This is a genomic window from Bradyrhizobium sp. (assembly GCF_004799445.1).
GTDB lineage: Bacteria > Pseudomonadota > Alphaproteobacteria > Rhizobiales > Xanthobacteraceae > Bradyrhizobium.
In genome coordinates this window covers 1-22,702 of record NZ_SSNA01000098.1, presented here as the reverse complement: position 1 = coordinate 22,702, position 22,702 = coordinate 1, and the positions used below count along the sequence as shown (strand labels likewise).

At 62.2% G+C, this 22,702-nt stretch carries 21 protein-coding genes and 1 tRNA gene; 9 read left to right on the top strand and 13 right to left on the bottom strand.

Features of this window, described 5'->3' with window-relative positions; all coding sequences use genetic code 11:
• The first annotated feature begins 51 nt into the window (after nt 1-51).
• The 3 genes from E8A46_RS12860 to E8A46_RS12850 all read left to right on the top strand — a co-directional run bounded on the left by E8A46_RS12860 (nt 52) and on the right by E8A46_RS12850 (nt 2,248).
• Nucleotides 52-846 carry an SDR family oxidoreductase gene (locus E8A46_RS12860; RefSeq protein ID WP_291561118.1) on the top strand — a complete coding sequence of 265 codons (795 nt, stop codon included), beginning with the start codon at nt 52-54 and terminating at the stop codon, nt 844-846.
• A gap of 195 nt (nt 847-1,041) precedes the next feature.
• Nucleotides 1,042-1,527, top strand: coding sequence for a hypothetical protein (locus tag E8A46_RS12855; RefSeq protein WP_291561117.1), 486 nt, complete (start codon nt 1,042-1,044; stop codon nt 1,525-1,527).
• A gap of 214 nt (nt 1,528-1,741) precedes the next feature.
• Nucleotides 1,742-2,248, top strand: a complete 507-nt coding sequence (locus E8A46_RS12850) for a DUF2867 domain-containing protein (RefSeq protein WP_291561116.1) — start codon at nt 1,742-1,744, stop codon at nt 2,246-2,248.
• Nucleotides 2,249-2,442: 194 nt separating this feature from the next.
• Here E8A46_RS12850 and mdlC read toward each other — a convergent pair whose 3' ends face one another.
• From mdlC to E8A46_RS12820, 6 genes are all read right to left on the bottom strand, one after another.
• Nucleotides 2,443-4,068, bottom strand: a complete 1,626-nt coding sequence (gene mdlC, locus E8A46_RS12845) for a benzoylformate decarboxylase (RefSeq protein WP_291561113.1) — start codon at nt 4,066-4,068, stop codon at nt 2,443-2,445.
• 123 nt (nt 4,069-4,191) lie between these two features.
• The gene (locus tag E8A46_RS12840; RefSeq protein WP_291561111.1) at nt 4,192-5,037 is read right to left on the bottom strand and encodes a MaoC family dehydratase N-terminal domain-containing protein; all 846 of its coding nucleotides are present in this window, start codon (nt 5,035-5,037) and stop codon (nt 4,192-4,194) included.
• Nucleotides 5,034-6,164, bottom strand: a complete 1,131-nt coding sequence (locus tag E8A46_RS12835; RefSeq protein ID WP_291561109.1) for a CaiB/BaiF CoA-transferase family protein — start codon at nt 6,162-6,164, stop codon at nt 5,034-5,036. Before E8A46_RS12835 ends, E8A46_RS12840 begins: the two co-directional genes overlap by 4 nt.
• Before the next feature lie 9 nt (nt 6,165-6,173).
• Nucleotides 6,174-7,340 carry an acyl-CoA dehydrogenase family protein gene (locus E8A46_RS12830; RefSeq protein ID WP_291561106.1) on the bottom strand — a complete coding sequence of 389 codons (1,167 nt, stop codon included), beginning with the start codon at nt 7,338-7,340 and terminating at the stop codon, nt 6,174-6,176.
• The gene (locus E8A46_RS12825) at nt 7,337-7,774 is read right to left on the bottom strand and encodes a PaaI family thioesterase (RefSeq protein WP_291561103.1); all 438 of its coding nucleotides are present in this window, start codon (nt 7,772-7,774) and stop codon (nt 7,337-7,339) included. The genes E8A46_RS12830 and E8A46_RS12825 overlap by 4 nt, the downstream gene beginning before the upstream one ends.
• Before the next feature lie 114 nt (nt 7,775-7,888).
• Nucleotides 7,889-9,163: a cytochrome P450 gene (locus E8A46_RS12820; protein WP_291561100.1), complete on the bottom strand. Its 1,275-nt coding sequence runs from the start codon at nt 9,161-9,163 to the stop codon at nt 7,889-7,891.
• Between the two features lie 369 nt (nt 9,164-9,532).
• Here E8A46_RS12820 and E8A46_RS12815 point away from each other — a divergent pair, with 369 nt between their 5' ends.
• The gene (locus E8A46_RS12815; protein ID WP_291561098.1) at nt 9,533-10,705 is read left to right on the top strand and encodes an isovaleryl-CoA dehydrogenase; all 1,173 of its coding nucleotides are present in this window, start codon (nt 9,533-9,535) and stop codon (nt 10,703-10,705) included.
• A gap of 105 nt (nt 10,706-10,810) precedes the next feature.
• Here E8A46_RS12815 and E8A46_RS12810 read toward each other — a convergent pair whose 3' ends face one another.
• Nucleotides 10,811-11,614, bottom strand: coding sequence for a DUF2927 domain-containing protein (locus tag E8A46_RS12810; RefSeq protein WP_291561094.1), 804 nt, complete (start codon nt 11,612-11,614; stop codon nt 10,811-10,813).
• A 167-nt stretch (nt 11,615-11,781) separates the two neighbouring features.
• Nucleotides 11,782-12,399 (bottom strand): L,D-transpeptidase, encoded by a 618-nt coding sequence (locus E8A46_RS12805; protein WP_291561092.1) that lies wholly within the window; start codon nt 12,397-12,399, stop codon nt 11,782-11,784.
• Between the two features lie 229 nt (nt 12,400-12,628).
• On the opposite strand from E8A46_RS12805, the gene E8A46_RS12800 reads away from it, so the two are divergent.
• Both E8A46_RS12800 and E8A46_RS12795 read left to right on the top strand, forming a co-directional pair.
• Nucleotides 12,629-14,173 (top strand): acetolactate synthase large subunit, encoded by a 1,545-nt coding sequence (locus tag E8A46_RS12800; RefSeq protein ID WP_291561089.1) that lies wholly within the window; start codon nt 12,629-12,631, stop codon nt 14,171-14,173.
• 160 nt (nt 14,174-14,333) lie between these two features.
• On the top strand, nt 14,334-14,846 hold the full coding sequence (locus E8A46_RS12795; protein ID WP_291561087.1) for a hypothetical protein: 513 nt from the start codon (nt 14,334-14,336) through the stop codon (nt 14,844-14,846).
• Between the two features lie 119 nt (nt 14,847-14,965).
• Here E8A46_RS12795 and E8A46_RS12790 read toward each other — a convergent pair whose 3' ends face one another.
• From E8A46_RS12790 to E8A46_RS12780, 3 genes are read right to left on the bottom strand one after another with little or no spacing between them, the layout of a single operon-like run.
• Nucleotides 14,966-16,084, bottom strand: coding sequence for a DUF2336 domain-containing protein (locus tag E8A46_RS12790; RefSeq protein WP_291561084.1), 1,119 nt, complete (start codon nt 16,082-16,084; stop codon nt 14,966-14,968).
• A gap of 50 nt (nt 16,085-16,134) precedes the next feature.
• On the bottom strand, nt 16,135-18,690 hold the full coding sequence (locus E8A46_RS12785) for an EAL domain-containing protein (protein WP_291561082.1): 2,556 nt from the start codon (nt 18,688-18,690) through the stop codon (nt 16,135-16,137).
• Nucleotides 18,602-19,099, bottom strand: coding sequence for a hypothetical protein (locus E8A46_RS12780; protein ID WP_291561080.1), 498 nt, complete (start codon nt 19,097-19,099; stop codon nt 18,602-18,604). Before E8A46_RS12780 ends, E8A46_RS12785 begins: the two co-directional genes overlap by 89 nt.
• 1,002 nt (nt 19,100-20,101) lie before the next feature.
• Here E8A46_RS12780 and E8A46_RS12775 point away from each other — a divergent pair.
• Both E8A46_RS12775 and E8A46_RS12770 read left to right on the top strand, forming a co-directional pair.
• On the top strand, nt 20,102-20,326 hold the full coding sequence (locus tag E8A46_RS12775) for a response regulator (RefSeq protein WP_291561078.1): 225 nt from the start codon (nt 20,102-20,104) through the stop codon (nt 20,324-20,326).
• Between the two features lie 157 nt (nt 20,327-20,483).
• Complete coding sequence (locus tag E8A46_RS12770; protein ID WP_291561076.1) at nt 20,484-20,714, top strand: hypothetical protein; 231 nt, start codon at nt 20,484-20,486, stop codon at nt 20,712-20,714.
• Between the two features lies 1 nt (nt 20,715).
• On the opposite strand, the gene E8A46_RS12765 is transcribed toward E8A46_RS12770, so the two are convergent.
• A complete protein-coding gene (locus tag E8A46_RS12765; protein ID WP_291561075.1) occupies nt 20,716-21,147 on the bottom strand; it encodes a hypothetical protein in 432 nt (143 codons plus the stop codon).
• Between the two features lie 65 nt (nt 21,148-21,212).
• Between E8A46_RS12765 and E8A46_RS12760 the strand changes: the two genes are divergently transcribed.
• On the top strand, nt 21,213-21,386 hold the full coding sequence (locus E8A46_RS12760) for a hypothetical protein (protein WP_291561072.1): 174 nt from the start codon (nt 21,213-21,215) through the stop codon (nt 21,384-21,386).
• Between the two features lie 618 nt (nt 21,387-22,004).
• Here E8A46_RS12760 and E8A46_RS12755 read toward each other — a convergent pair.
• Nucleotides 22,005-22,079: transfer RNA gene (locus E8A46_RS12755), tRNA-Val, on the bottom strand.
• Nucleotides 22,080-22,702: the final 623 nt, after the last annotated feature.

Here is a 22,702-nt window from a genome sequence, read left to right as displayed (position 1 = left end):
TCGGAAACGGGGCACTAACCTGAGATCGATTTCAAACACACAGGTTCGGCGATGCAGGTGAGTGGCAAGGTCGTGGTCGTCACCGGCGGCGCCAACGGCATTGGCCGGGCGCTCTGCGAGGCCTTTCACCGCGCCGGGGCCGCCAAGGTCGTCGTCGCCGATCTGGATGTCGCCCGCGCCAGAACCGTGGCCGCCTCGGTCGATGGCGCCGCCTTCAAATGCGACGTCGCGCAGGAAAAAGACATCATCCATGTCATCGAGGAAACCGAGCGGCTGTTCGGCCCGATTTCATTGTTCTGCTCCAACGCCGGCATCGGGGGCGGGTTCGATCCCAAGTCGGAAAATGCCGGGGGCACCTCCGACGAACCGTTCGCGCGAAGCTGGGCCATTCATGTCATGGCGCATGTCTATGCCGCGCGGCATCTGATCCCGCGCTTCAAGGCGCGCGGGGAGGGGTATTTCCTCAACACGATTTCCGCCGCCGGACTGCTGTCGCAGGTCGGCAGCCCGGCCTATTCGACCACCAAGCATGCGGCGGTGGGATTTGCCGAGAATCTGGCGATCTCGCACAAGGCCGACGGCATCAAGGTTTCGATCCTGTGCCCGCAGGGCGTCGACACCGACATGCTGCGCTCGATCCCCAGGGGGCCGCAATCCGGTGACGGCGACCTTTCGCCGGAACAGGTGGCAAAGGATGCGCTTGACGGCATCGGGCAGGAGACCTTTTTGATCCTGCCGCACCCTCAGGTGCTGGGTTACATGCGCAAGAAGACCGAGAATTACGACCGCTGGATCGCGGGCATGGCGAAGATCCAGGCCAGGATGCGGGAAGCGCACGGGCAGTGAATCCAGCCTGCCGACGCTGGCGTGGCTATCTTCGGCTTTCGCCGAGAGGCCCATCGAAGCCAATGACTGGCATCTCTGCAAAGGGCCTGGGCAGGAGTTGCCGCGTCCGCCTGCTGGCTGTAGATGACGCCATCAGATTGCGGCGCAGGATGCGCTGATCGCGTCCATTCAATCTTCGGGTGACCACATAGGCAAATGCGGTACTCTATTCACGACGACACGCTCGATGCGAAAAAAGCTCGCATATTGATCAATGCGCTGGTCGATTGTGCAAAGGCGGGCGTCAGGCCGAGCTTCTCCATCAACAAAATGCTCTGGGGAGTCTCGCTTTACCTGGAATGCGGAAGCTTCAATCGGGAGAACTGGCGGACGTACAATCGCGTCAGTGACGCCGCCAAACAGGTCCGCGACTCCGGCGACAAGTCCTGGAAGAAGAATGTCACGTTTGAGCATGTCCGCCCGATCGGCAAAATGTATCAAATGCTGTTGGATGAGAGAGAAACGGTGACCCTGGACAGGGCTGCGCTGATTATCGGTGAATATCCGCCGGTGTTGATAACGGTGAAAGAAGAACTCCGAATGTCGGAGCTTGGGTTCAAGCATGGCGGCAAGCCTGAAGAGCGATACGCCCACATTCCGATTGGAGGCTTCACCCTGCGTTCAGAAGCAGCACCGCGCTAGCACCGCAGACGTGGATGGCCGGGACATATAGGCGAGCGCAAGCGGCGCCGTCCTTCGGACAACCATACCGGTCGTGACGGTAGGGGTGGGTCCTGTTCTCGACGAACGACGCACTTGTTAGGTGCCTGCATGTGACGAGTTGTCTCGCCGGAACGATGAACCGTCGGGCGGTTACCATGATAGATTTTGCGTGGGGCGAACCAAAGGGTGCATCGTGACCAAAGTTACCGCGACAACCGTGCCGGATGAAAGCGCGCTCAAGCCCACACTGGCTGACGCGGATTTTTACGACGCCTATGAGGCGCCGCTGAACACCGCGATGTTGTCGCCGACGGAGATCTTTCTTCGTGCCTCCCGCTCCACCCCGAGATGGGTCGACGACCTGATGGCGATCCGCAACCACATCGTGCGCCTGTTCGGCCTCAAGGATGTCGGCGCGTTGAAGGTTGCGGCGAAAGCGCCCGATGCCTACGAGGTCGGCGACCGGCTCGGCATTTTCAGCATTTTCGGAAAGACCGAGAAAGAACTCCTGCTCGGAATCGACGACCGTCACCTCGATGTGCGCGTATCGGTGCTGAAGTCGCAGCGCAACGGATTGCCTCATTATGTCGTCTCGACCGTCGTGCACGTGCACAACCTGCTCGGCCGCGTCTACATGGCGCCGGTCGGCCGTATCCATCCCTTCGTGGTCCGATCGATGATGGGCCGCGCCGAGGTCTGACGGACGACGTGTTCCTTACGGGAAGTAATCCAGGACCCTCATGGTGAGGAGCGCGGCACGCTCTCCCTCGTCATTGCGAGCGAAGCGAAGCAATCCATAGGACGGCAAAGGAAGAGTGGATTGCTTCGTCGCCAACGCTCCCTTGCGCAAACGCTTCGCGTTTGTCGCAGGCAATGACGCTGTGAGGTCGTCCTTCACCCCCTCTGCGCATAAAGCACCGGCACCGCCGAATCCACCACCACTTCGATCAGGCTGGTACCGGCATGGGCGAGACCGCGCTGGAGCGCGGGCGCCAGCTCGGATGATGTCGTCACGCGCACCGCGTCGCAGCCGAGCCCCTGTGTGATCTGCACAAAGTCGATGCCGGGCAGGTCGAGGCCGGGCACGTTGCTCACCTGCATCACCTGGCTGAACGAGCGCATCGCGCCGTAGCCGGAATTGTTGAGCACCACCACCGTCAGCGGCAGCTTGCGTTGCGCCGCGGTCCACAGCGCCTGGATCGAATACATCGCCGAGCCGTCGCCGATCAGGCAGACGGTCCGAACGCCCGGGCGTCCCAGCGCGATGCCGACCGCGGCCGGCAACGCCCAGCCGAGGCCGCCGCTCGCCATGGTGTAGAAGCTGTCCTGGCCGCGCATCGGCATGAATTTCTGCATCGCCGGACGGTGCGAGGGGGCTTCCTCCACCAGCACGGCGTCAGCGGGCATGGCCGCCGACAGCATGTGCAACACCAGCTCGGCGGCCATCGGATCGCCGGCGCGCGGGGGAGGCGGCAAGCTACGGCCCGCCGGCATCGCTCGCCCCGTCTCGGGCAGCATGTCGAGCAGCATCGCCAGCGCCGGTTTCATGCTCGCGACGATGCTGCTGCCGACCGGCGTGATCGCCGCGGCATCGGGGTCGTCGGTGATCTGGAAGATCGCAGTCGCGCCATCGAAGATCGCGGCGTGACCCTCGACGTGGAACGTAAAGACTGGCGCGCCGATCACGACCACCAGATCGTGGCCGCGCAGGGCGTCCGAGAGTTGCTCCGGCGAGGCATGAAGGAAGCCGGCGAATTGCGGATGCCGTTCCGGGAAACTGCAGCGTGCCGAAAACGGGCTGACCCAGATCGCGGCGCGCGTCTTCTCCGCCAGACGCACCATCAGCTCAACGGCCTCCGCGCGATCGACGCCGGGGCCGACCACCAGCGCCGGGCGCTTGCAGGCCGCAAGCGCCGAGGCCAGCGCCTTCATGGCCGTGGGATCGGGGCCCAATTCCCGGCTTATACTGCGGGCCTCCACCGGCTGCGTTGGATGGGTCCAGTCGTCGATCGGCACCGAAACGAAGGTCGGTCCGCACGGCGGCTGCATCGCCACGTAATAAGCGCGTGCGATCGCCGCCGGCACATCTTCGGCCCGCGCCGGCTCGATCGAGAACTTGACGTAGGGGCGCGGAAATTCTGTGGCGCGCTCAGCGTAAAGAAACGGCTGCCAGGGCAGGATCGAGCGCGCCTGCTGGCCGGCGGTAATCACCAGCGGGGTCTGGTTGCGGTGCGCCGTGAAGATATTGCCGAGCGCGTTGCCGACGCCGGCACCGGAGTGAAGATTGACAAAGCCGGCGTTGCGGGTGGCCTGGGCGTAGCCGTCGGCCATGCCGATCACGGAAGCCTCCTGCAGGCCCAGCACATAGTCGATATCGTCGGGCCAGTCGCTCAAGAACGGCAATTCGGTCGAGCCGGGATTGCCGAACACTTTCTTGATGCCGAACGCGCGCAACAGGTCGAGCGTCGCCTGTTTGACGGTGACGGAGGCGGCGGAGGTTTTGGCGGGTTTGCGGGGCAATGCTCTACTCCGTCATTCCGGGATGGTGCGTTAGCACCAGACCCGGAATCTCGAGATTCTCCGATGTGCAATTGCACATCGTAGTTCGATGCTTCGCATCACCCCGGAATGACGGGCTACCCCTCACCACGTCGCCGTCCCCTTCATGGTCGGCTGGCCGGCCGAATTTGCCGTCCACAATTCCATGCCGGCGCCGGTGTCGTTGGCGTTGACGGAAAATTCCGAGCCTTCGAACAACGGCTGCACGCCGCGATAGCTGAATTTCTTCGGCGCAGCACCACCGTGCAATTTGGCCGCGAATTCCACCAGCAACGCCGCCTGCATCGGACCGTGGAAGATCAGGCCGGGATAACCCTCGACCTTGGTGACGTAATCACGGTCATAATGAATGCGGTGACCGTTAAAGGTCAGCGCCGAATAACGAAACAGCAGCACGGTATCGGCCATGTGGCTCTCGCGGTGCTGCGCGGTGGGCGGCGGTGCCGTCGGCTTGGCCGGTGCGAATGGCGACACATCCCGATAGACGATATCCTGCCGTTCACGGACCGCGGTGCCGCGCGGCGTCGTGACCAGATGATCGACGGAGACAAAACACAAGGCGCCGGTTGAGCCGGTCTTCATTGTGACCTCGGCAATGCGCGAGGTCCGCGTCACCGCATCGCCGACACGGAGCGAATCGAAGAATTCGAGCTCGCCGCCGGCCCACATCCGCCGCGGCAGCGGCACCGGCGGCAGGAAGCCGCCGCGGGCGGGATGACCGTCGGGGCCGAGTTCCGCCATCGGGAAGACCGGCTGCGCCAGGCACCAATGCACGGTGAATGGCGCGGCGTCGCCCGGCTTTGGCTCGCCGATGGGAAGGAACAGCGTGGCGCGCAGACCCTTGGTCAGTTGCGCGGTGACGACGTCGGAGGCTTGCGTGCTGCGGCCGATCCATTGCCGCAAATGGTCGAGATCGGGCTTCTCGGTCATGACGATTTGATCCGTGCCGAAGGTTTCTCGATCGTGCCCGTGCGCTCGCCGATCCCTGGCACGGCGCCATAATGACGCGGTTCTCCCACGACAATGGCCGCGGGCGCCGGATAGGTCACCGGTCCCTTTGGTGTGTCCACCTCGATACGGCGCAGGTGCGGATGGCTCGCGAGATCGGCCATGGTGTTGACCTCGGCGAACGCAATGTCGGCGTCCGACAATCGCTTCAGCAGATCGTCGCGCGTCATGGTCGCAAAGCTGGCGCCGACGGTGGTGTCGGTCAGTTGGCGGTTGCGGACGCGCTCGACCATGCTGGCGAATCTGGGATCATTGGGCAGGTCGGGCTGATCCAGCACATCCGAACATAATTTCTTCCATTCGCGTTCGCTCTGGATCGAAATCAGGATGTCCCTGCCGTCCTTGGAGCGAAATACGCCGTAGGGCGCGATCGAAGGATGGGCGAGGCCCATGCGCTGCGGCGGATTGCCGGCTTCCGAATTGAGCAGCGGCACCGTCAGCCAGTCCGCCATCACGTCGAACATCGAAATCCGGATGTCGGCGCCCTGGCCCGAGCGCGCGCGCGCGATCAGCGCCTCCAGAATCGCGGCATGCGCGGTGGCGCCGGTGGCGATATCGACGATCGACAATCCGACCCGCGAGGGTCCATCCGGCCCGCCGGTGATCGAGGCGAGCCCGCTTTCGGCCTGGATCAGGAGATCATAGGCCTTGCGATGCGCATAGGGGCCGTCATCGCCGTAGCCGGAAATGGTGCAGCAGATCAGCTTTGGGTAATCCTTCTTCAGGCGCTCGAGCGAAAAGCCGAGCTTGTCCATCGAGCCCGGCTTGAGGTTCTGAATCAAGACGTCGGCGCCGGCGATCAGCGCTTCAAGGCTGCCACGGCCCGCTTGGCTGGCGAGGTCGATCACCACCGAATCCTTGCCGCGGTTGAGCCAGACGAAATAGCTGCTCTGTCCCTTTGCCGCCGCATCGTAGCCGCGCGCGAAATCACCCTCCGGCCGCTCGACCTTGATGACATGGGCGCCGGCGTCCGCCAGCCGCGAGCTGCAGAACGGTGCTGCGACGGCCTGTTCGACGGCGATGACGGTTATTCCTTCAAGCGGCAGCATATTAGGTTCTCAGTAGGAGCGGGGCATGCCCAGCACATGCTCGGCGAGGTACGACAAAATGAGGTTGGTCGAGATCGGTGCGACCTGATAGAGCCGCGTCTCGCGGAATTTGCGCTCGACATCGTATTCCTCCGCGAAGCCGAAGCCGCCATGGGTCTGCACGCAGGCGTTGGCGGCTTCCCAGGAGGCGTCGGCCGCCAGCATCTTGGCCATGTTGGCCTCGGCGCCGCAGTCCAGCCCAGCTTCATATTTGCGCGTGGCTTCCTTGACCATCAAATCGGCGGCGCGCATCGCCGCATAGGCCTTGGCGATCGGAAACTGGACGCCTTGATTCTGGCCGATCGGGCGGCCGAACACGGTGCGCTCCCTGGCGTAGGCGGAGGCCTTGGCGATGAACCATTTGGCATCGCCGATGCACTCGGCCGCGATCAGGATGCGCTCGGCATTCATGCCGGACAGGATGTAGCGAAAGCCCTTGCCTTCCTCGCCGATCAGGTTCTCCGCCGGCACCCGAAGGTCGGTGAAGAACACTTCGGTGGTGGAGTGATTCATCATGGTGCGGATCGGACTGATCGAGAGCCCGTTGTTCTTCGCCGCCTTCATGTCGACGATGAACACCGACAGGCCGTCGGTGCGCTTCTTGGCCTGCTCCTTCGGCGTGGTGCGCGCCAAGAGGATCATCAGGTCGGAATATTCGGCGCGGCTGGTCCAGATCTTCTGGCCGTTGACGACATAGCTGTCATTGCCTTCGCGCCTGGCGAAGGTCTTGAGCGACGAGGTATCGGTGCCGCTGGTCGGCTCGGTGACTCCGAACGCCTGCAGCCGCAACTCGCCGCTGGCGACCTTCGGCAGCCATTTTGCTTTTTGCGCGTCGCTGCCGTGCCGCAGCAGCGTGCCCATGGTGTACATCTGGGCATGACAGCCGCCGCCATTGCACCCCGAACGCTGGATCTCTTCGAGGATCGCGGCGGCGGCGGACAGTTTCAGCCCGGCGCCGCCATATTCCTCGGGGATCAGGACCGAGAGGTAGCCCGCTTCCGTCAGCGCATCGACGAAAGCGGACGGATAGGCCATCTCGCGGTCGAGCTTGCGCCAATATTCGCCGGGGAATTGCGCGCAGAGTTTTGTAACGGCTTCGCGGATATCGACATATTCGTCGTGTTCTGTGGATGTCATCGGAACTCGGCTGGCAAATCGAGGGCGCGCATGGTGGCAGTACAGAATGCGCAGAGGGTCTCAGAGGCCCCGTCTTTACTGAAGACTTCGACCGTGGCAACCCCGATCGAACCTGACATTTTCAGAGTTTTGGCGCGGGCTACAAGTTCGTTGCCGCTTGCGGGCGAGAGGAAATTGACCTTGATCTCGACCGTGACCCCGATTCGCCCTTTGGGCAGGCCGGAAGTGACCGCGATGCCCGCGGCCTGATCGGCAAGGGCGGTGATCACCCCGCCATGGAAATGGCCAAAGAACTGCAGCAGGTCGTCCCGGCGCGGCAACGAGACCTCCGCGCTGCCGGGCTGGATCGCATTGATCCGGAAGCCCGCAGCATGGCTGAAACCCCGCGCATTGATGGCGTCGGCAAGGTTCGACGGATTCAAGGGGGTGTTCAAGCAGTAAGCCTGTTCATGTCGGTCGTTCCTGATCCGGCGGTGGGCGCGTCGCGATATGCGTCCACCCCAGCGACCTCAGCACGCAGGCTGGGCAAAGCGCAAGCGTGCCCGCCATTACGCAGGTATGCGCACCGGCAGGGACTCGATGCCCCGCACAAAACTTGAATACACCCGCTTCGGCTCGCCGACCACCTCGATCTCGTCGAATCGCTTCAGCATTTCCTGCCACACGATCTTGAGCTGCAGTTCGGCCAGCCGCATGCCGACGCAGCGATGGATGCCGAAGCCGAACGACAGATGGGTGCGGGGCCGGGCGCGGTCGATAATGAATTCGTTGGGATTCTCGATGACCTCTTCGTCGCGATTGCCGGAGACGTACCACATCACCACGCGATCGCCTTTTCGGATCGTCTTGCCGCCAAGCTCGGTATCGACAAGCGCGGTGCGCCGCATATGCGCCAGCGGCGTCTGCCAGCGAATGACTTCCGGCACCATGGTATCGATCAGCGCCGGATTGTCGCGCAGCTTGCGATACTGGTCGGGATTTTCGTTCAGCGCGAGCACCGATCCGCTCATGGTGTTGCGGGTGGTGTCGTTGCCGCCGACGATCAACAGGATGATGTTGCCCATCAGGTTGTCCGGGTCCATGTACCTGGTGGCGTCGTTATGCGCCATCATCGAGATCAGGTCGTTGCGCGGCTCGGCATTGACGCGCTCGTTCCACAGTTTGGTGAAATAGGCCGCGCATTCATCCATCTCGGCCCGGCGCTGTTCCACCGATTCGACCACCCCGCTCTTGGGCAGCGCGGTGGAGACGTCGGACCAGCGTGTTAGCTTGCGGCGCTCCTCGAACGGAAAGTCGAACAATGTCGCCAGCATCTGCGTGGTCAGTTCGATCGACACCCGATCGACGAAATCGAAGGTCTCGTTGCGCGGCAATGCGTCGAGCACCTTGCCGGCGCGTTCGCGGATCAGGATGGCAAGCTCGTCCAGATGGGTCGGCGTGAACATCGGCGACACGGTCTTGCGCTGGGCGGAGTGCCGTGGCTGGTCCATCGCGATGAAGCTCGGCCAGTCGTAGCCCGCCGGCACGTCGCGGATCGAGATGCCGCCAAGCGAAACGTCGGAAGAGAAGATGCCGTGATTGGTATCGACATGCATGATGTCGTTGTATTTGGTGACCGACCAATAGGGTTCGATCGGCGCAGAGGTGCAGAAATGCACCGGCTCTTCCTTGCGCAGCCGCTCGAAATACGGCCACAGCGTATCGCTGCGAAATAATTGCGGCGCGCCGGGGTGAAAATCCTTCAGCGGCATGGCGTAGGCGGCTTCGCGCGCGGCGCGCTGCAGCTCTTGTCGATCGGTTTTGATGGCGGCCTGGATGTTCATCGCTGATAAATCCCGAGATAAATCCTAAGAAAAATTCCAAGAACATGTCGGCCGGCGATGCGCGCCGGCGCGTTCACACGCAACGCTCTGCGGGGGATTCTGGCGAGATCATCGGTCCCGCGCATCGGTCGCTCCCCCAGAATTATCCCCCTCCATGCTTGCTGCCGGAGGGTGGTATTGGTTCGAATTACATCCTCTTGCGCGGGTCAGGGCAAGAGAGAGTTTTGCCGCATTTGGGCCTGTCGCCGCAACCGCGGAACAATCCGGCGAAAGGCCCTTCTCAGCCTCCATGGCCCGTGACAAGCTTATGGGCAACGAAGTAAGGCTGTGCGCCAGACCAGCCGCTTAAGCCCGAAAGGCCGCCGAATCATGATTCCCAACGCGCATCGGATGTTCAATTTTGATCTTGGCGAAACCGCGGATGCGATCCGCGACACCGTCCGTGATTTCTCGACGGATGAGATCGCGCCGCGCGCCGCCGAGATCGACAAGAGCAACCAGTTTCCCCGCGATCTGTGGCCGAAACTCGGCGCGCTCGGCCTGCACGGAATTACCGTCGAGGAGGAATATGGCGGCTCGGGGCTCGGCTATCTCGAACACTGCGTGGCGATGGAGGAGATCTCGCGCGCCTCGGCCGCGGTCGGCCTGTCCTACGGCGCGCATTCCAACCTGTGCGTCAATCAGCTGCGCCGCAACGGCAACGAGGCGCAGAAGCGGAAATACCTGCCCGGGCTGATTTCCGGCGAACATGTCGGCGCGCTGGCGATGTCCGAGCCGGGTGCCGGCTCCGACGTGGTGTCGATGTCGACCCGCGCCGAGAAGAAAGGCGATCGCTACGTCATCAACGGCGCCAAGATGTGGATCACCAACGGCCCGGTGGCGGAGACGCTGGTGGTCTACGCAAAGACCGATCCGTCCGCGGGACCGCGCGGCATCACCGCCTTCATCATCGAAAAAGGCATGAAGGGATTTTCCACCGCGCAAAAGCTCGACAAGCTCGGCATGCGCGGCTCCGATACCGCGGAACTGGTGTTCGACAATTGCGAAGTGCCGGAGGAGAACGTGCTCGGCGAGGTCGGCCGCGGCGTCAACGTGCTGATGTCCGGCCTCGACTATGAACGCGCGGTGCTGGCGGCGGGGCCGCTCGGCATCATGCAGGCCTGCCTCGACGTGGTGATGCCCTATGTCCACGAGCGCAAACAGTTCGGTCAGCCGATCGGCAGTTTTCAACTGGTGCAGGGCAAGATCGCCGACATGTACACCACGATGAATGCGTCGCGGGCCTATGTCTACGCGGTGGCGAAGGCCTGCGATCGCGGCGAGACTACGCGCGAGGACGCCGCCGGCGCCATCCTCTACGCCTCGGAAAAGGCGACGCAATGCGCGCTCGACGCGATCCAGCTGCTCGGCGGCAACGGCTATATCAACGACTATCCTACGGGGCGATTGCTGCGCGACGCCAAGCTCTACGAGATCGGCGCCGGCACCAGCGAAATCCGCCGCATGCTGATCGGACGGGAGTTGTTCGAGAAGTCAGCGTAGGGGCTTCCAGCGTCATTGCGAGCGAAGCGAAGCAATCCATCTTACCACACAGCAAGCGTGGATTGCTTCGTCGCTGCGCTCCTCGCAATGACGGCTGAATTTGCTCTACTCCTTTAGTCCATTCACCTTCCTCACCCAGACCCGCACGTCGGCGAGCACTTCCGGCAGCACGGCCTCGACCTCGGCCATAGTCATGCCGGCCTTGATGCGCGGGTCATAGAGGATGTTGAGGAGGTACTGGTCGTAGACGTCGAAGAATCCCATCGATACCTTGTCGTTGAACATGGTCCACGGCACCGCGCTGGTGTCGTTGATCGGTCCCAGCGCCTGCAGCAGTTCCTCATAGGCGCAGTCGAGGAAGGTGAAATCGCCGGTGTCGACGGTCAGGATCACGTCGGAGTGCTCGATCTCGAATTTCTCGTTTTTGTGGAAGCCGGACAGGCATTGCGGGTCGAGCGATTTGCGGATTTCGCGCGCCCGGTCCTCGCCGTAGAAACTCCTGATGGTGCGGAACAGGTCGCGGTCGCGCACCAGCGTGACCACGACATTGGCGTCATCGGCGGTTTTCGCCATGGCGATGTCGAGATGCGCAATCCGCGTGGCGATATCGGCGACGACCTTTGCCAGCTGGGCCTTTCGGTCCGGACGACTGACGCCGCCGGCGAACACCCGCACCGGCCGATCGTATTTCCGGATGCGGTCGACCCGGCCGGCAAGGTGATACTCCGCGCCGAACGCTACTCTGAAAAAGCCATCGGCGATTTCGCTGTCGGTGAAGGATTTCTTTTCGGCGCGCTGCCGCGACGCGATCGCAGGATTTTCAGCAGAGAAGGCTGGCGCGACAAGGCCGCCGAGCGCGATCGCTATCAAAGCCGCCGCAACTATCCGTGGATGCAAGGACCGGCTCATGGCGACAATATTGACACCGTCGTCCCCACGAAAGCAGGGACCCATAACCACAGGCTTTAGTTATTGTGCGAAAGCCGTCAAGCAGCGTCTCTCGAAACTACCGCCGCGGCGCCGCGATGACCGTTGCATCGGCTCTATCCGGGCACGATGTCCGACGTGGGGTGCCCCTAGTTCCTCACGATCACCGTGGCGCCGACCGAGACGCGATTGTAGAGATCGGTGACGTCCTCGTTGGTCATGCGAAAGCAGCCGGACGATACGGCGCGGCCGATCGTTTCGGGCTCGTTCGAACCGTGGATGCGGTACAGCGTCGAGCCCAGATACATGGCGCGCGCGCCCAGCGGATTTTCGATGCCGCCGGGCAGATAGCGCGGCAGGTCGGGCCGCCGCGCCCGCATCTGCGCCGGCGGCGTCCAGCCCGGCCATTCCCGTTTCGCCGAGATGCGGTGGACGCCGGACCAGCGGAAGCCGTCGCGGCCGACGCCGATGCCGTATTGCAGCGCCTCGCCATTGCCGAGGATCAGGTAAAGCCGCCGCTCGGCGGTATTGATGTAGATGGTGCCCGGGGCGTATCGGCCGGGAAAGCTGACGACGGTGCGCGGAATCGGGCCTGAGCCGCCGCCGTAATTGTCGGAGCCAGCGCCGTAATTGGGGCTACTCCTGTAATTGGAGCCGCCACGCCCGAAGAAGTTGAAAAAGTCGTCGTTGCTGGTTTGGGCTTGCGCCGGACAAACGCCCGCCAGCACCATCGCCGCCAGGGCCAGGAAGGCAAAAACCCGGGTCATCTCGTTCCTCGCAAAAAAGCGATCTGGGCACCGAGTCAGGCCACAGTTGGCGTATTTTCGCAAGCAACTAGCGTGTGAAGCGTCGTGATTTCAAAGGGCGCGGTTAAAAAAGCGCAGCTCGCCTGCGGCGATGGCAGCAATGTCGGCTAACCCTTTGACGAAAGCCGCTGGGAATGATTGATCTTCGCTCAGTCCTTGGAACAAGGTCGGGCCGAACGGGAGTGGAACGATGAACGGTGCGGAAAGTCTGGTGCGGACCCTGGTGGCGGGCGGCGTTGACGTGTGCTTCGCCAATCCCGGCACTTCCGAGATGCATTTCGTTGCCGCGCTCGATCGGGTCGAGGGTATGCGCTGCGTGCTGGGCCTGTTCGAGGGGGTGGTGACGGGGGCTGCCGACGGCTATTTCCGCATGAAGGGCACGCCGGCCTCGACGCTGCTGCACCTCGGCCCCGGTCTCGCCAATGGCCTCGCCAACCTGCACAACGCCAAGAAGGCCAATTCCGGCATCGTCAACATCGTCGGCCAGCATGCCGTCTATCACATCGGCTTCAACGCGCCGCTGACCTCCGACATCGAGGGGCTGGCGCGGCCGATGTCGGCGTGGGTGCGGACCTCGCCGGATGCCAAATCCGTCGCCAAAGACGGCGCCGCGGCGATTGCGGCCGCCAAAAGTTCGCCGCCGCAGATCGCGACCCTGATCCTGCCCGCCGACACCGCCTGGAACGAAGCCGACGGCATCGCGCAGGTGCCGGCGGAATCCCAGCGCGCCAGCTACTCGTCGCAGGCCGTCGACAACGCCGCCAAAGTGCTGCGCGGCGGCGCGCCGACGCTGCTGCTGATGACCGGCGGCGCGCTGACCGAGCAGGGGCTGGCGCTGGCGGCGCAGATCGCCGGCAAGACCGGCTGCAAGGTGATGGGCCAGACCTATAATCCGCGCATGGCGCGCGGGCGCGGGCGGTTTGCGATCGACCGGATTCCCTACGTGATCGAGCAGGCGCTGCCGATCCTGAAGGACTTCAAGAACATCATTCTGGTCGAAGCCAACGATCCGGTGGCGTTTTTCGCCTACCCGAACAAGCCGAGCCTGTTGAAGCCGGAGGGCTGCGAGGTCCACCGCATGACGTCTGGCGGCGAGAATTCGGTCGCCGCCCTCGAGGCGCTGGCCGCGGCACTCGGCGCCAGGCCCGCCGAGGCCAAGCCGCAGGCGCTGGTCGAACTGGCAAAACCGACGGGCGCGCTGACCCATGCCTCGATCGCGCAGGCGATCGCGATGGCGATCCCGGAAAACGCCATCATGGTCGATGAATCCATCACCACCGGGCGCGGCTTCTTTCCGCCGACCGCCGCGGCCGCCCCGCACGACTGGCTGCAGAATATGGGCGGCTCGATCGGATTTTCGACGCCGGTCGCAACCGGGGCCGCGGTCGCATGCCCCGACCGCAAGGTGATCTGCATGGTCGGCGACGGCAGCGCCATGTACACGCTGCAGTCGCTGTGGACCCAGGCCCGCGAAGGCCTCAATGTCACCACCATCGTGTTCGCCAATCGCATCTATCAGATCCTGCGCGGCGAATTCGACGGCGTCGGCGCCGGCGAGCCGGGACAGCGCGCGCTCGACATGCTGAAGATCGACCGCCCCACGCTCGACTGGGTTGCGCTCGCCAAGGGCATGGGCGTTGCCGCGCGCTCGGTCACGACGGCGGACGAATTCGTCGCGGCGCTGGCCGAAGCGATCCCGGAGCGCGGACCGCGGCTGATCGAAGTGCAGATGTGAGGGCGGGCGGCGAGTGCTCAAGGGTTAGTCGTCATTCCGGGATGGTGCGTTAGCACCAGACCCGGAATCTCGAGATTCCGGGTTCGATGCGGAGCCTGTCATCGGGCCGCGCCTTGCGCGGACCCGTTGGCATCGCCCCGGAATGACGTAGAGGGGCCCAATGCAAACCGAGCTGGACAAGGTCGTCACCGCGCTCAGGGAATTTTACGCACACGAGACATTCCTGTTCGAGCACGATCTCGGCGAGCGCACGCTGACGCACCGGCTGGCGGTGCACCTGGAAAAGCAGTTTCCGGGCTGGGAGGTCGATTGCGACTATGACCGGCTGGGCGCGCGGACGCTGCGGCTTCCGCATGGAACGATCGTCTCGACCGACGACCATCTCGGCAAATCGATCTATCCCGACATCGTCGTGCACCAGCGCGAAATCCCCAATAATCTGCTCGCCATCGAGGTCAGGAAGGCATCCAACCATCAGCCGCCGGAACACGACCGGCACAAGCTGTGCGCGCTGACCGACCCGCATCTGTGGTTCGCCTACTGGATCGGCGTCCATCTGGTGCTGGGCAAGCGTAGCGCCGTTTCGGATGTCTATGTCGGCGGCGTGCTCGACCAGCCCTTGTCCCGCTGGTTTGCGCAGCGGCTGAAGGATACCGGCCTCGGTCCGCAATAGAGCATGATCCGGAAAAGTGGGCAGCGGTTTTCCGAAAAGATCATGCTCAAACAAAAAAATAGAGCGAGATGACGATTCAACGAAAAGTCATCTCGCTCTAGCGCGCCATCGGCGCGATTTCATTTATTCGGTAGCGGCAACGGGTCGCCCGGCTGGCTTGCCTTCTCCCTCATTCGATAGAACTGCAGCGCGGTTTGGGCGGTCTTCGGTTGCAGTCGGGAGAAGCCGATCAGACACTGGTCGAGCTGTTGTCGGGAACTGCCGTTGACGCCGGCGTGCAGCGTCAAGAGAGTTGTGGTTGTTTCCCAAGGCAGATTGATGGCTCTTGCCAGCACGAGAATCTGTTCGGTCTGATTCTGGACGAACGCCCGTTCCACCAACCCGACCGGAAGATCGCACATCAGCGACAGCGCCGCGACCACCTTGTCGAAGCTGCCTTCCCTGCAGAAGGTCACCAATTCCGCTTCGTCGAGCCTGCCTGCGGCGTGAAGTGCGCTGACATGCGACAATGCCTGCGCGAAATCGCTGGAGCCCGCGCGCGCCTTGGTTTGTATCGCATCCGCTGCCCTGGCGACGATGGACTTGATCAACTCGGCCCTTCGAGGGTGCGCTTCGATAAGCTGGTTCTTGACGGTCTCCGATGCGTCCACGAACAGCTTGACGAGGTTTTGACGGGGGATGTCGGGGCGCGACCAGACGCACATCGCGAGATCTCCGTCGTCACGCGCCTTCTCGACCAGCGTGCAAATGCCGAAGTTCGAGAACTGCGCGCCGCCGTTTCTCGCGGTAGAGGAAATGACGGCCTGATTTCCCCGTTCCACCAGGACGTCGGTCACCGCCTCGACCAGGACCCTGCGGCCGGAGATCGCCAGCAAATGATCCTGGCTCTGGGTTCTGGCATTCTCGACCAGGGCATCCTGGTCAAGTCGTTCGCAGTGCCGGAGAACGGGTCCGGCCACCGCTATCGCGGCATCCGATGCGAGGATGCGAATGACGTAGGGCGGCGCGTCGGGAAGTCCGGCAAGGCGGCTTCCGAACTGCGCGCGGGCGGCCTGCTCGATATTTTCGAGCAGCCTGGCCATGACGTTGTCGAACAGTTCAATCTGATCCTCGGACAGCTTGCCCGATCCGAGGACAAAGAGATCGGTGACCTTTCGCAGAATCCCGGCGCGCCGCGAGATATCCCTGCTGGCCAATATACTCTCGAGCTGGTCGATTATATTTTCGTGCGAGTTCATGTTCATCATCCAACACCGCGACAGAGATTGCTTGAAGTGCCGCCTTGCAGTTATGCCACCAACTCGTCGGGCAGGGTTGCATCGTTCAGGTTGAGTTGAGAGATCGGGACGGGTTTACCAAACAGATAGCCCTGCGCGAGGTCTACTCCCGCACGGCGCATGTATTCGAATTGTTCTTCGGTCTCGATGCCCTCGACGGTCGTTATCGTGCCGAGGCCGTGGGCCAGGGCAAGCACCGAGGACACCACCGCCGCGCAATCGCGGCGATTGAGAACGTCACGAGCGAAGGACCTGTCGATCTTGATCTTGTCGAACGGAAAGTTTGTGAGATAGGTCATGGAGGAATATCCCGTGCCGAAATCATCGAGCGCCAGGGATATCCCGAGATTCTTCAGCTGGCGTATCGTCGTCAGATGCGCTTCCTGATTCTCCAGCAGCGAAGTCTCGGTTATCTCCAGTTCCAGCCGTTCCGGCGCAAGACCGGTCTCCACCAGCGTGCACAGGATGACGTCAAACAGGTTTCCCCTGTTGAATTGAACCGCCGAGATATTGACTGCAATCTTGACCTGCGCAGGCCACGAAGCGGCATCCGCGCAGGCCCGCTGCAGTATCCATTCGCCGAGAGGCACGATCAGGCCGGTTGCTTCGGCCAGCGGAATGAACTGGCCCGGCGCGATCAGCCCTTTCGTCGGATGCCGCCAGCGGACCAGGGCCTCGGCGCCGCAAAGCCGTCGCGTCTTGACATCCACCACCGGCTGGTAATGCAGCACAAATTCGTCACGCGCGATGGCGTTCCGCAGTTCACTCTCGGCCGATTGCTGGATATGCGCTATTTCCAGCATTGCCGCTTGATAGATGCGGAAATTATTTTTGCCATTGGCCTTGGCATCGTAAAGCGCGAGGTCGGCCCGCTTCAGCAGTGCCTCGGGTTCAACGCCGTTTTCCGGGGCCATGGCGATCCCGATGCTGGTGCTGATGCTGGCCTCATCGCCGTTAAGATCGAACGGCTGGGAGATGACGCTGATGATCCGAAGCGCGAGCGCGATCGCGCCTTCGTGCTGATTGGGGCCGCCGTCCTTCAGGATCGCGAACTCGTCGCCGCCGAGGCGCGCCAGCACGTCGGTTTCACGAAGTGTGGATTGCAGGCGCTTTCCGACCTCGACCAGCAATTGATCGCCGGCGGGATGCCCGAGCGTGTCGTTGACGGCCTTGAATTTATCGAGATCGAGCATCATGACGGTGAAGGAGCCACCGCTCCGCTTCAGGCGCTTGCTCGCTTCATCGAGATTCGCATTGAACTCCGCGCGGTTGGCAAGTCCGGTCAAAACGTCATGCCGCGCCAGGTGAATGATCTCGGCCTCCGCGCGCCGGCGCTCGGTGATGTCCTCGATGATGGAGAGCCAGCCGCCGCCTTCCATCGGCTGCCGGGTAAGCAGCACGAACCGCCCGTCCGCCAGTTCATCGATCCTGGCGGAATCGGCTGGCAGCCCGGCCAGTTCGGCGACTTTGGTCTTGACCGCAAGCGCGTTGGTTTCTCCCTTCAGCACACCGCGAGAGACAAGATTGGTGACGATCGCTTCATAGGATGTTCCGACTTTCAGCAGGTCGGGCGGCACCTGGTAGAATTCCGCGTAACGATCATTCCAGACGACAAGTCGCTTCTGATCGTCGAACATGCACAGCCCTTGCGTCATGGTGCTCAAGGCCGCGTCGAACCGCATGTTGGTGCGCGCCAGTTCGCTCGCCTGCTGCAACATCGATTCCTCACGGCGGATCCTTTCGGTGATGTCATCGTGAATCGCCACCCAGCCCCCGCCCGTAATCGCGGTGTTGACGACGGAAACCGATCGCCCGTCCTTGAGCCGGAAGGTCGATTGACTTCGGCCGTTGTCCGCTAGCAGCTGCCGGAATTCGCCGAGATAGGCGCCGACGTCGAGGTCCGGATTTCCGGTCTGCTTGCCATGCTCGACGATCGAGTTGATGCTGGTGCCCGCCTTGACAACTTCGGCGGACATTCCGTGTAGCTCGATGTAGCGGTCATTCCAGACCATCAGCCTGCCGTCGGCGTCGAACATGGAAAGACCGTTCGACATATTGGCCAGGGCGGCGTCGAAGCGGTCATTGGTCTCGCGCAATTTGATGGAACTGGTGGCCAGCGTTCGCGTTGCACGCCAGACAAACGCGCCCATCAGCATGATAAACGCGGTTATCGCGACCATTTCTGCCAGCCGAATCATGGCGCGTTGTTTCCAGGGCGCCAGCATCTCGGTAATATCCTGAGCGACGGAAACGACCAGAGGATAGATATGCCCCTGTTCGTAACTGGTGAGGCGCCACACGCCATCGGTTGATGAAGCCGCTTCAAAGCTTCCCGCTGGCGCTTGCTTCAAATGCGTAAATATATTGCCATGCGCCAGGTCCCGTCCGACATTGCCTTCGACAAACGGCCGTCGTACCAGAAGCGTGCCATCCTGTGCTACGAGCAGAACCGCGCTGTTGTGTCCGAGTTCGAGCCGGTCATAGATATCCTGAAAATACTTCGGATTGATGGCGGCAACCGCTACGCCGCCAAACGTGCCGTCGGCGCGATTGAACCGGCGCGTCACCGGAATGATCCAGGCGTTCACAGATCGGAACGCCGATGTGAAGACCAGCGTCGTCATGGGTGCGATGGTAGATGAAGTGTTCGCGGTCGGAGAAGTTACCCTGCTCTTTCTCGACGGCCGAGCCGACGATCATCGCGCCGTCGCTGTCGATAACGGCAAAACTGAGGAATTGGGATGAATGACGGACTTCCTGAATGAACCAGGCCCTTAGCCGCTGGCGGGTCTCGGGACCGAGCGATTCCTGCTCAAGCCTGTCGACGACTCCGATCAAGATGGCGTCCGCGGTGCCGAAGGTCAGCTCGGCATGCTGGATCAGCGAGGCGGTAAGATTGGCCGTATCCTTTTGGCTGTCGGCCAATACGTCCGAACGCTGAGTGAGGATGCGGGAGGTTTCCAGGCCGATCAGCACGGTGCAGGCGGCGGCGATGAACCCTACGATTCCCCATGTCGCGAGAATGTGGCTTGAGCCTTTGCCAACGCTTTCGCTTTTCACCGACTTGTTCGACCCAAACATGATAGCGGCGACCTTGCGCTGGAACTGACCTTCGCTCTCGCTCTCCGAAATTAGGTTTCAAGAGTTAATGAAGTGACGGGGGATTACCTGCGTCGCGCGGCGCGCGCCTGGTTTCGTCCCGTAGAACTACGGAACGGCCGGTCACCGCGCGCCAGCATCACCCGGCAAGTCACGCGGATTTCAGACCCGCGGCCTTACGCGGCGTGGGCGGATCGTTGGACATGACGCGCTTCACACACTGGTTCGTTCCTCGGCCGTGTCCGGAGCGCGGCATGATCGGCGAAGGTTGACCAGGGGCGACACGTCGAACGATGCGTTGTTCGATTCGAAGTGCAGTGCCGGAAGCTGTGACCGCGTCCCGCCGGCGGTTCATGAACCTTGGTGGAACTGTCCCTTATTGATCAGACAGCGCGCCACTACATCGCTAGATTGTATCGGTGTCCCCATGGGGGGCCGAGACCAGCCTCCTGACTCTCTCTGCATGGGAAACTCCAGCCCGTTCCATGCAGAGATTTTTTTGAATCCGTGTCGAAGACCCGCGCCACTAAAACGGCCCCAGCGGACGGCGGTGCGCTGGGGCCTTCGTGTTTACTGCGCCCGGCAACTTGGGGAGGCGCGAACACAGCCCGACAAGGCCAGCATGCGCCGCTTCCGTCATGGTGGTCTGTATTGAACACCGGCCGATGTTTTCCACAGCTTGTGACCTGTACTGGGCATACCGTCCCGAGCAAGCTACCCGGCTACCCCTCGCCGCCGTCCTCAAAACTTTCTGTGAGTGAGCAATATTGACCACAGGCTCTGGAACCTGGAAGAGCATGCTGGTTCCGTCGCCGCCCCGCTTCGGCAACCAACGGTGACCGGGAGTTTCGTACTCTCGCCGGACGAAGGGGAAGCATCATGCACTCACCCCAACCCTTCCTGACGGTAATTGAGCGCCCTTGCTGTTTCCGCTGCCAGGCGCGGATGATGCTGGAGCGCGTTTCGCCGGGACCAGCCGGTTTCGAACAACGGCTGTTCGAATGCCCGAAATGCGACCACGTCGAGATCAGCGTCATTGCAACGGACCCGTTGAAATCGGGGGCGGCCGGCTGGCTTGCCGGGGAACTCACGGCGCCGACCTGAAGGCTGACGCTCGACACACGGAACCGGGGCTCCGTCCGAGACCTGTTTGCCGCACCGTCAAATCCTCCGGGTGTGAGCAGAACTGGGCAGCGCCGCACGCTGCAAAGTTGTCAACTGACGCATCATCGCGGCGTACCTTACCGATTTACGGAGAGTGGTGTGCGCCGCCTTCTCGGGGAGCGGCAGAATGCCCGTATTTCAAAGCTTTCCGGATCATGGTTTATCGCGAAGATATCATCTGAAAGCGGTCGGCTGCGAGCAATCCGCCGAACAGGCGACCGACCTCGTCACCGAACAGCAATGGCATGAACTCGCAACGCAATGGCATGCGATGGCAAATGGGGCCGAAAAAATGGCGGGTCAGCTGGCGCAGGACGAATTCGAGTAAATCACCTCGTCAATTTCCTGACGCCAAGACTGCCGCCCGCTCGCTTGCCGTCGCGATGAAACTCGTGACCTTCGTCGACAATTTGCCGAAAATCTGCCGCGCGCTGAAAGGTCAGGCTTAAGCAAAGCCGCATTACGCTTCGCAAACTGATCAAAAAGGAACAGCCAATCGAACGGCAAAACCCAAAGCTGTGCTTTATCACCGCGCTACCCAACAGGCATTTCATCGGTGACCGAGAGTGTTGCGCTCCCGCCTTTTGCAAAGGGGAAGCACCATGCAAAAATCCTGTTTGTTGCCTGACAACCTCAACCTTCACATCCATCGGCCGGCGTGCCCAGAATGCCAAGCTTACATGATGCTCGCCCGCATCATGCCTGCCCGCATGGGTTTCGAGCTCCACACCTTTGAGTGTCCCAAGTGCGACCACGTTCACGAAATGATGGTCGAGACCGATGCCTTCGGAATGTCGTCGACGCCGCGGCAAAAGTGGAGTTGATCATGGAACAGGAAACCCGACATCCACCTGATAGCCGGGTTTGGGACGAGCGGGCGACGGAGGTCATTGCCGAAGCGCGCAAGATGCCGCCGGGAGAACAGCGACGGGCCGCGCTCAGAGAAGCGGGGCGCTTGCGCATCGCCGCCGAGATGAACCGCTGGCTGGCCACCAAGTAAAAGGCGCGCCCGATATATTCCCGGTGAACGGTCTTGAAGTCAGGCCGCGATGTCCGGCCTGGCAACGAGCGTGACGATTCATCGCGTCGGGTTGCCGGACTTTCCGATCCGTCCGATGCCTCGCGAAGGCGAGCCGGGGTCAGTTGAGTGTACTGTCAACGTCATTCAGATTTCACGTTCGGTTGAGGTGGCGGAACGTCCTTCCCGAGCGGGGATTTTCTCGCGATTGGAATGAGGAAAAAACCCATGACGAAAATGAAAGCGCTAAGCGCCGTCGTTGTTCTTTCCGCTGCCATCGCCAGCCCAGTGTTCGCTCAGGACGTTGGCGTATTCGGTTCGGGAAGCCGAAGGGGTCTGGAACCGCAGCCGTGGCCGCATCACTACCGCGACTGCGTTCAAGGCCCCGGATTTGGGCAGCCCTGCCCAGGGCGGCTTTACGGCTGGAGCGTCGGAAGGGACCGATCGAGCGTGGGCGGCATAGAGCCATCGCTGCGGCCTTCGGGGAGCTAGGTATCCTCCGCCGAAATGCGGAAAATGAGAATCTGCCGCCTCTCGGAGAAGGACGGTTGCTGAACGCTACACGCCGTTAAATTTCGGAACGGCAGGTGTCAGGCGTGATGGTGGGCGCACAAGGGATCGAACCTTGGACCTCTCCCGTGTGAAGGGAACGCTCTCCCGCTGAGCTATGCGCCCGGGATTTTGATGCCCGATCAAAGCCTTGAAATCGGCGTCGGACCGGGCAATGGACAGTGCCAGAGCCCGCGATTTACGAAGTGCGGGCCATCGGTGTCAAGCTGCCAGCGGATAGAAACAGGCATCGATGGGGTCGCGGGCCTGTTACGCCATCGCCGGAGCCGGCGGTTTGCGCCAAAACGCTAATTTATCGAGCCGGATCAGGCTGATGCTAGCAGTCCAGTCCCGTTTGCAAAAATATTCCGGTTCTCGCACCACCCAAATCATCTTTACAACCACCGCCATCCCGCCTTCTCGATAGGGGCGTTTCGCGATCGTCACGGACGTAGAGCGCGGGATGCGATGGACGCGGGTGGCGCACCTGACGAGAGCGCGGCCTCGCGGACGGTGAAGTCGTGTGGTCCTGATGCCCCGACGCTGGCATCAAGCTCTTGAGAGGCAAGCTTCTCGGGGGTGACGGTGACAAGAAAGCCCGATCGCCGGGGGAGAGCACGAAGTAAGCCGTAAACCACCGCGCAGGGAAAGCCGGAGTGATTCCGGTTGAACCTGTGGTCCTACCCCCGTGCTTTTTTTGCACGGGACCCATGGGTGCAATCGGCACCCGGCTTTCCCTGCGCCCTCTG

Coding starts and splice junctions, on each gene's coding strand:
- E8A46_RS12760 (WP_291561072.1), top strand. CDS start 21,213: ATGGAACAGGAAACCCGACATCCACCTGATAGCCGGGTTTGGGACGAG.
- E8A46_RS12790 (WP_291561084.1), bottom strand. CDS start 16,084: ATGAACTCGCACGAAAATATAATCGACCAGCTCGAGAGTATATTGGCC.
- E8A46_RS12805 (WP_291561092.1), bottom strand. CDS start 12,399: ATGACCCGGGTTTTTGCCTTCCTGGCCCTGGCGGCGATGGTGCTGGCG.
- E8A46_RS12795 (WP_291561087.1), top strand. CDS start 14,334: ATGCAAACCGAGCTGGACAAGGTCGTCACCGCGCTCAGGGAATTTTAC.
- E8A46_RS12830 (WP_291561106.1), bottom strand. CDS start 7,340: ATGACATCCACAGAACACGACGAATATGTCGATATCCGCGAAGCCGTT.
- E8A46_RS12860 (WP_291561118.1), top strand. CDS start 52: ATGCAGGTGAGTGGCAAGGTCGTGGTCGTCACCGGCGGCGCCAACGGC.
- E8A46_RS12810 (WP_291561094.1), bottom strand. CDS start 11,614: ATGAGCCGGTCCTTGCATCCACGGATAGTTGCGGCGGCTTTGATAGCG.
- E8A46_RS12855 (WP_291561117.1), top strand. CDS start 1,042: ATGCGGTACTCTATTCACGACGACACGCTCGATGCGAAAAAAGCTCGC.
- E8A46_RS12840 (WP_291561111.1), bottom strand. CDS start 5,037: ATGACCGAGAAGCCCGATCTCGACCATTTGCGGCAATGGATCGGCCGC.
- E8A46_RS12820 (WP_291561100.1), bottom strand. CDS start 9,163: ATGAACATCCAGGCCGCCATCAAAACCGATCGACAAGAGCTGCAGCGC.
- E8A46_RS12775 (WP_291561078.1), top strand. CDS start 20,102: ATGCACTCACCCCAACCCTTCCTGACGGTAATTGAGCGCCCTTGCTGT.
- E8A46_RS12815 (WP_291561098.1), top strand. CDS start 9,533: ATGATTCCCAACGCGCATCGGATGTTCAATTTTGATCTTGGCGAAACC.
- E8A46_RS12835 (WP_291561109.1), bottom strand. CDS start 6,164: ATGCTGCCGCTTGAAGGAATAACCGTCATCGCCGTCGAACAGGCCGTC.
- E8A46_RS12800 (WP_291561089.1), top strand. CDS start 12,629: ATGAACGGTGCGGAAAGTCTGGTGCGGACCCTGGTGGCGGGCGGCGTT.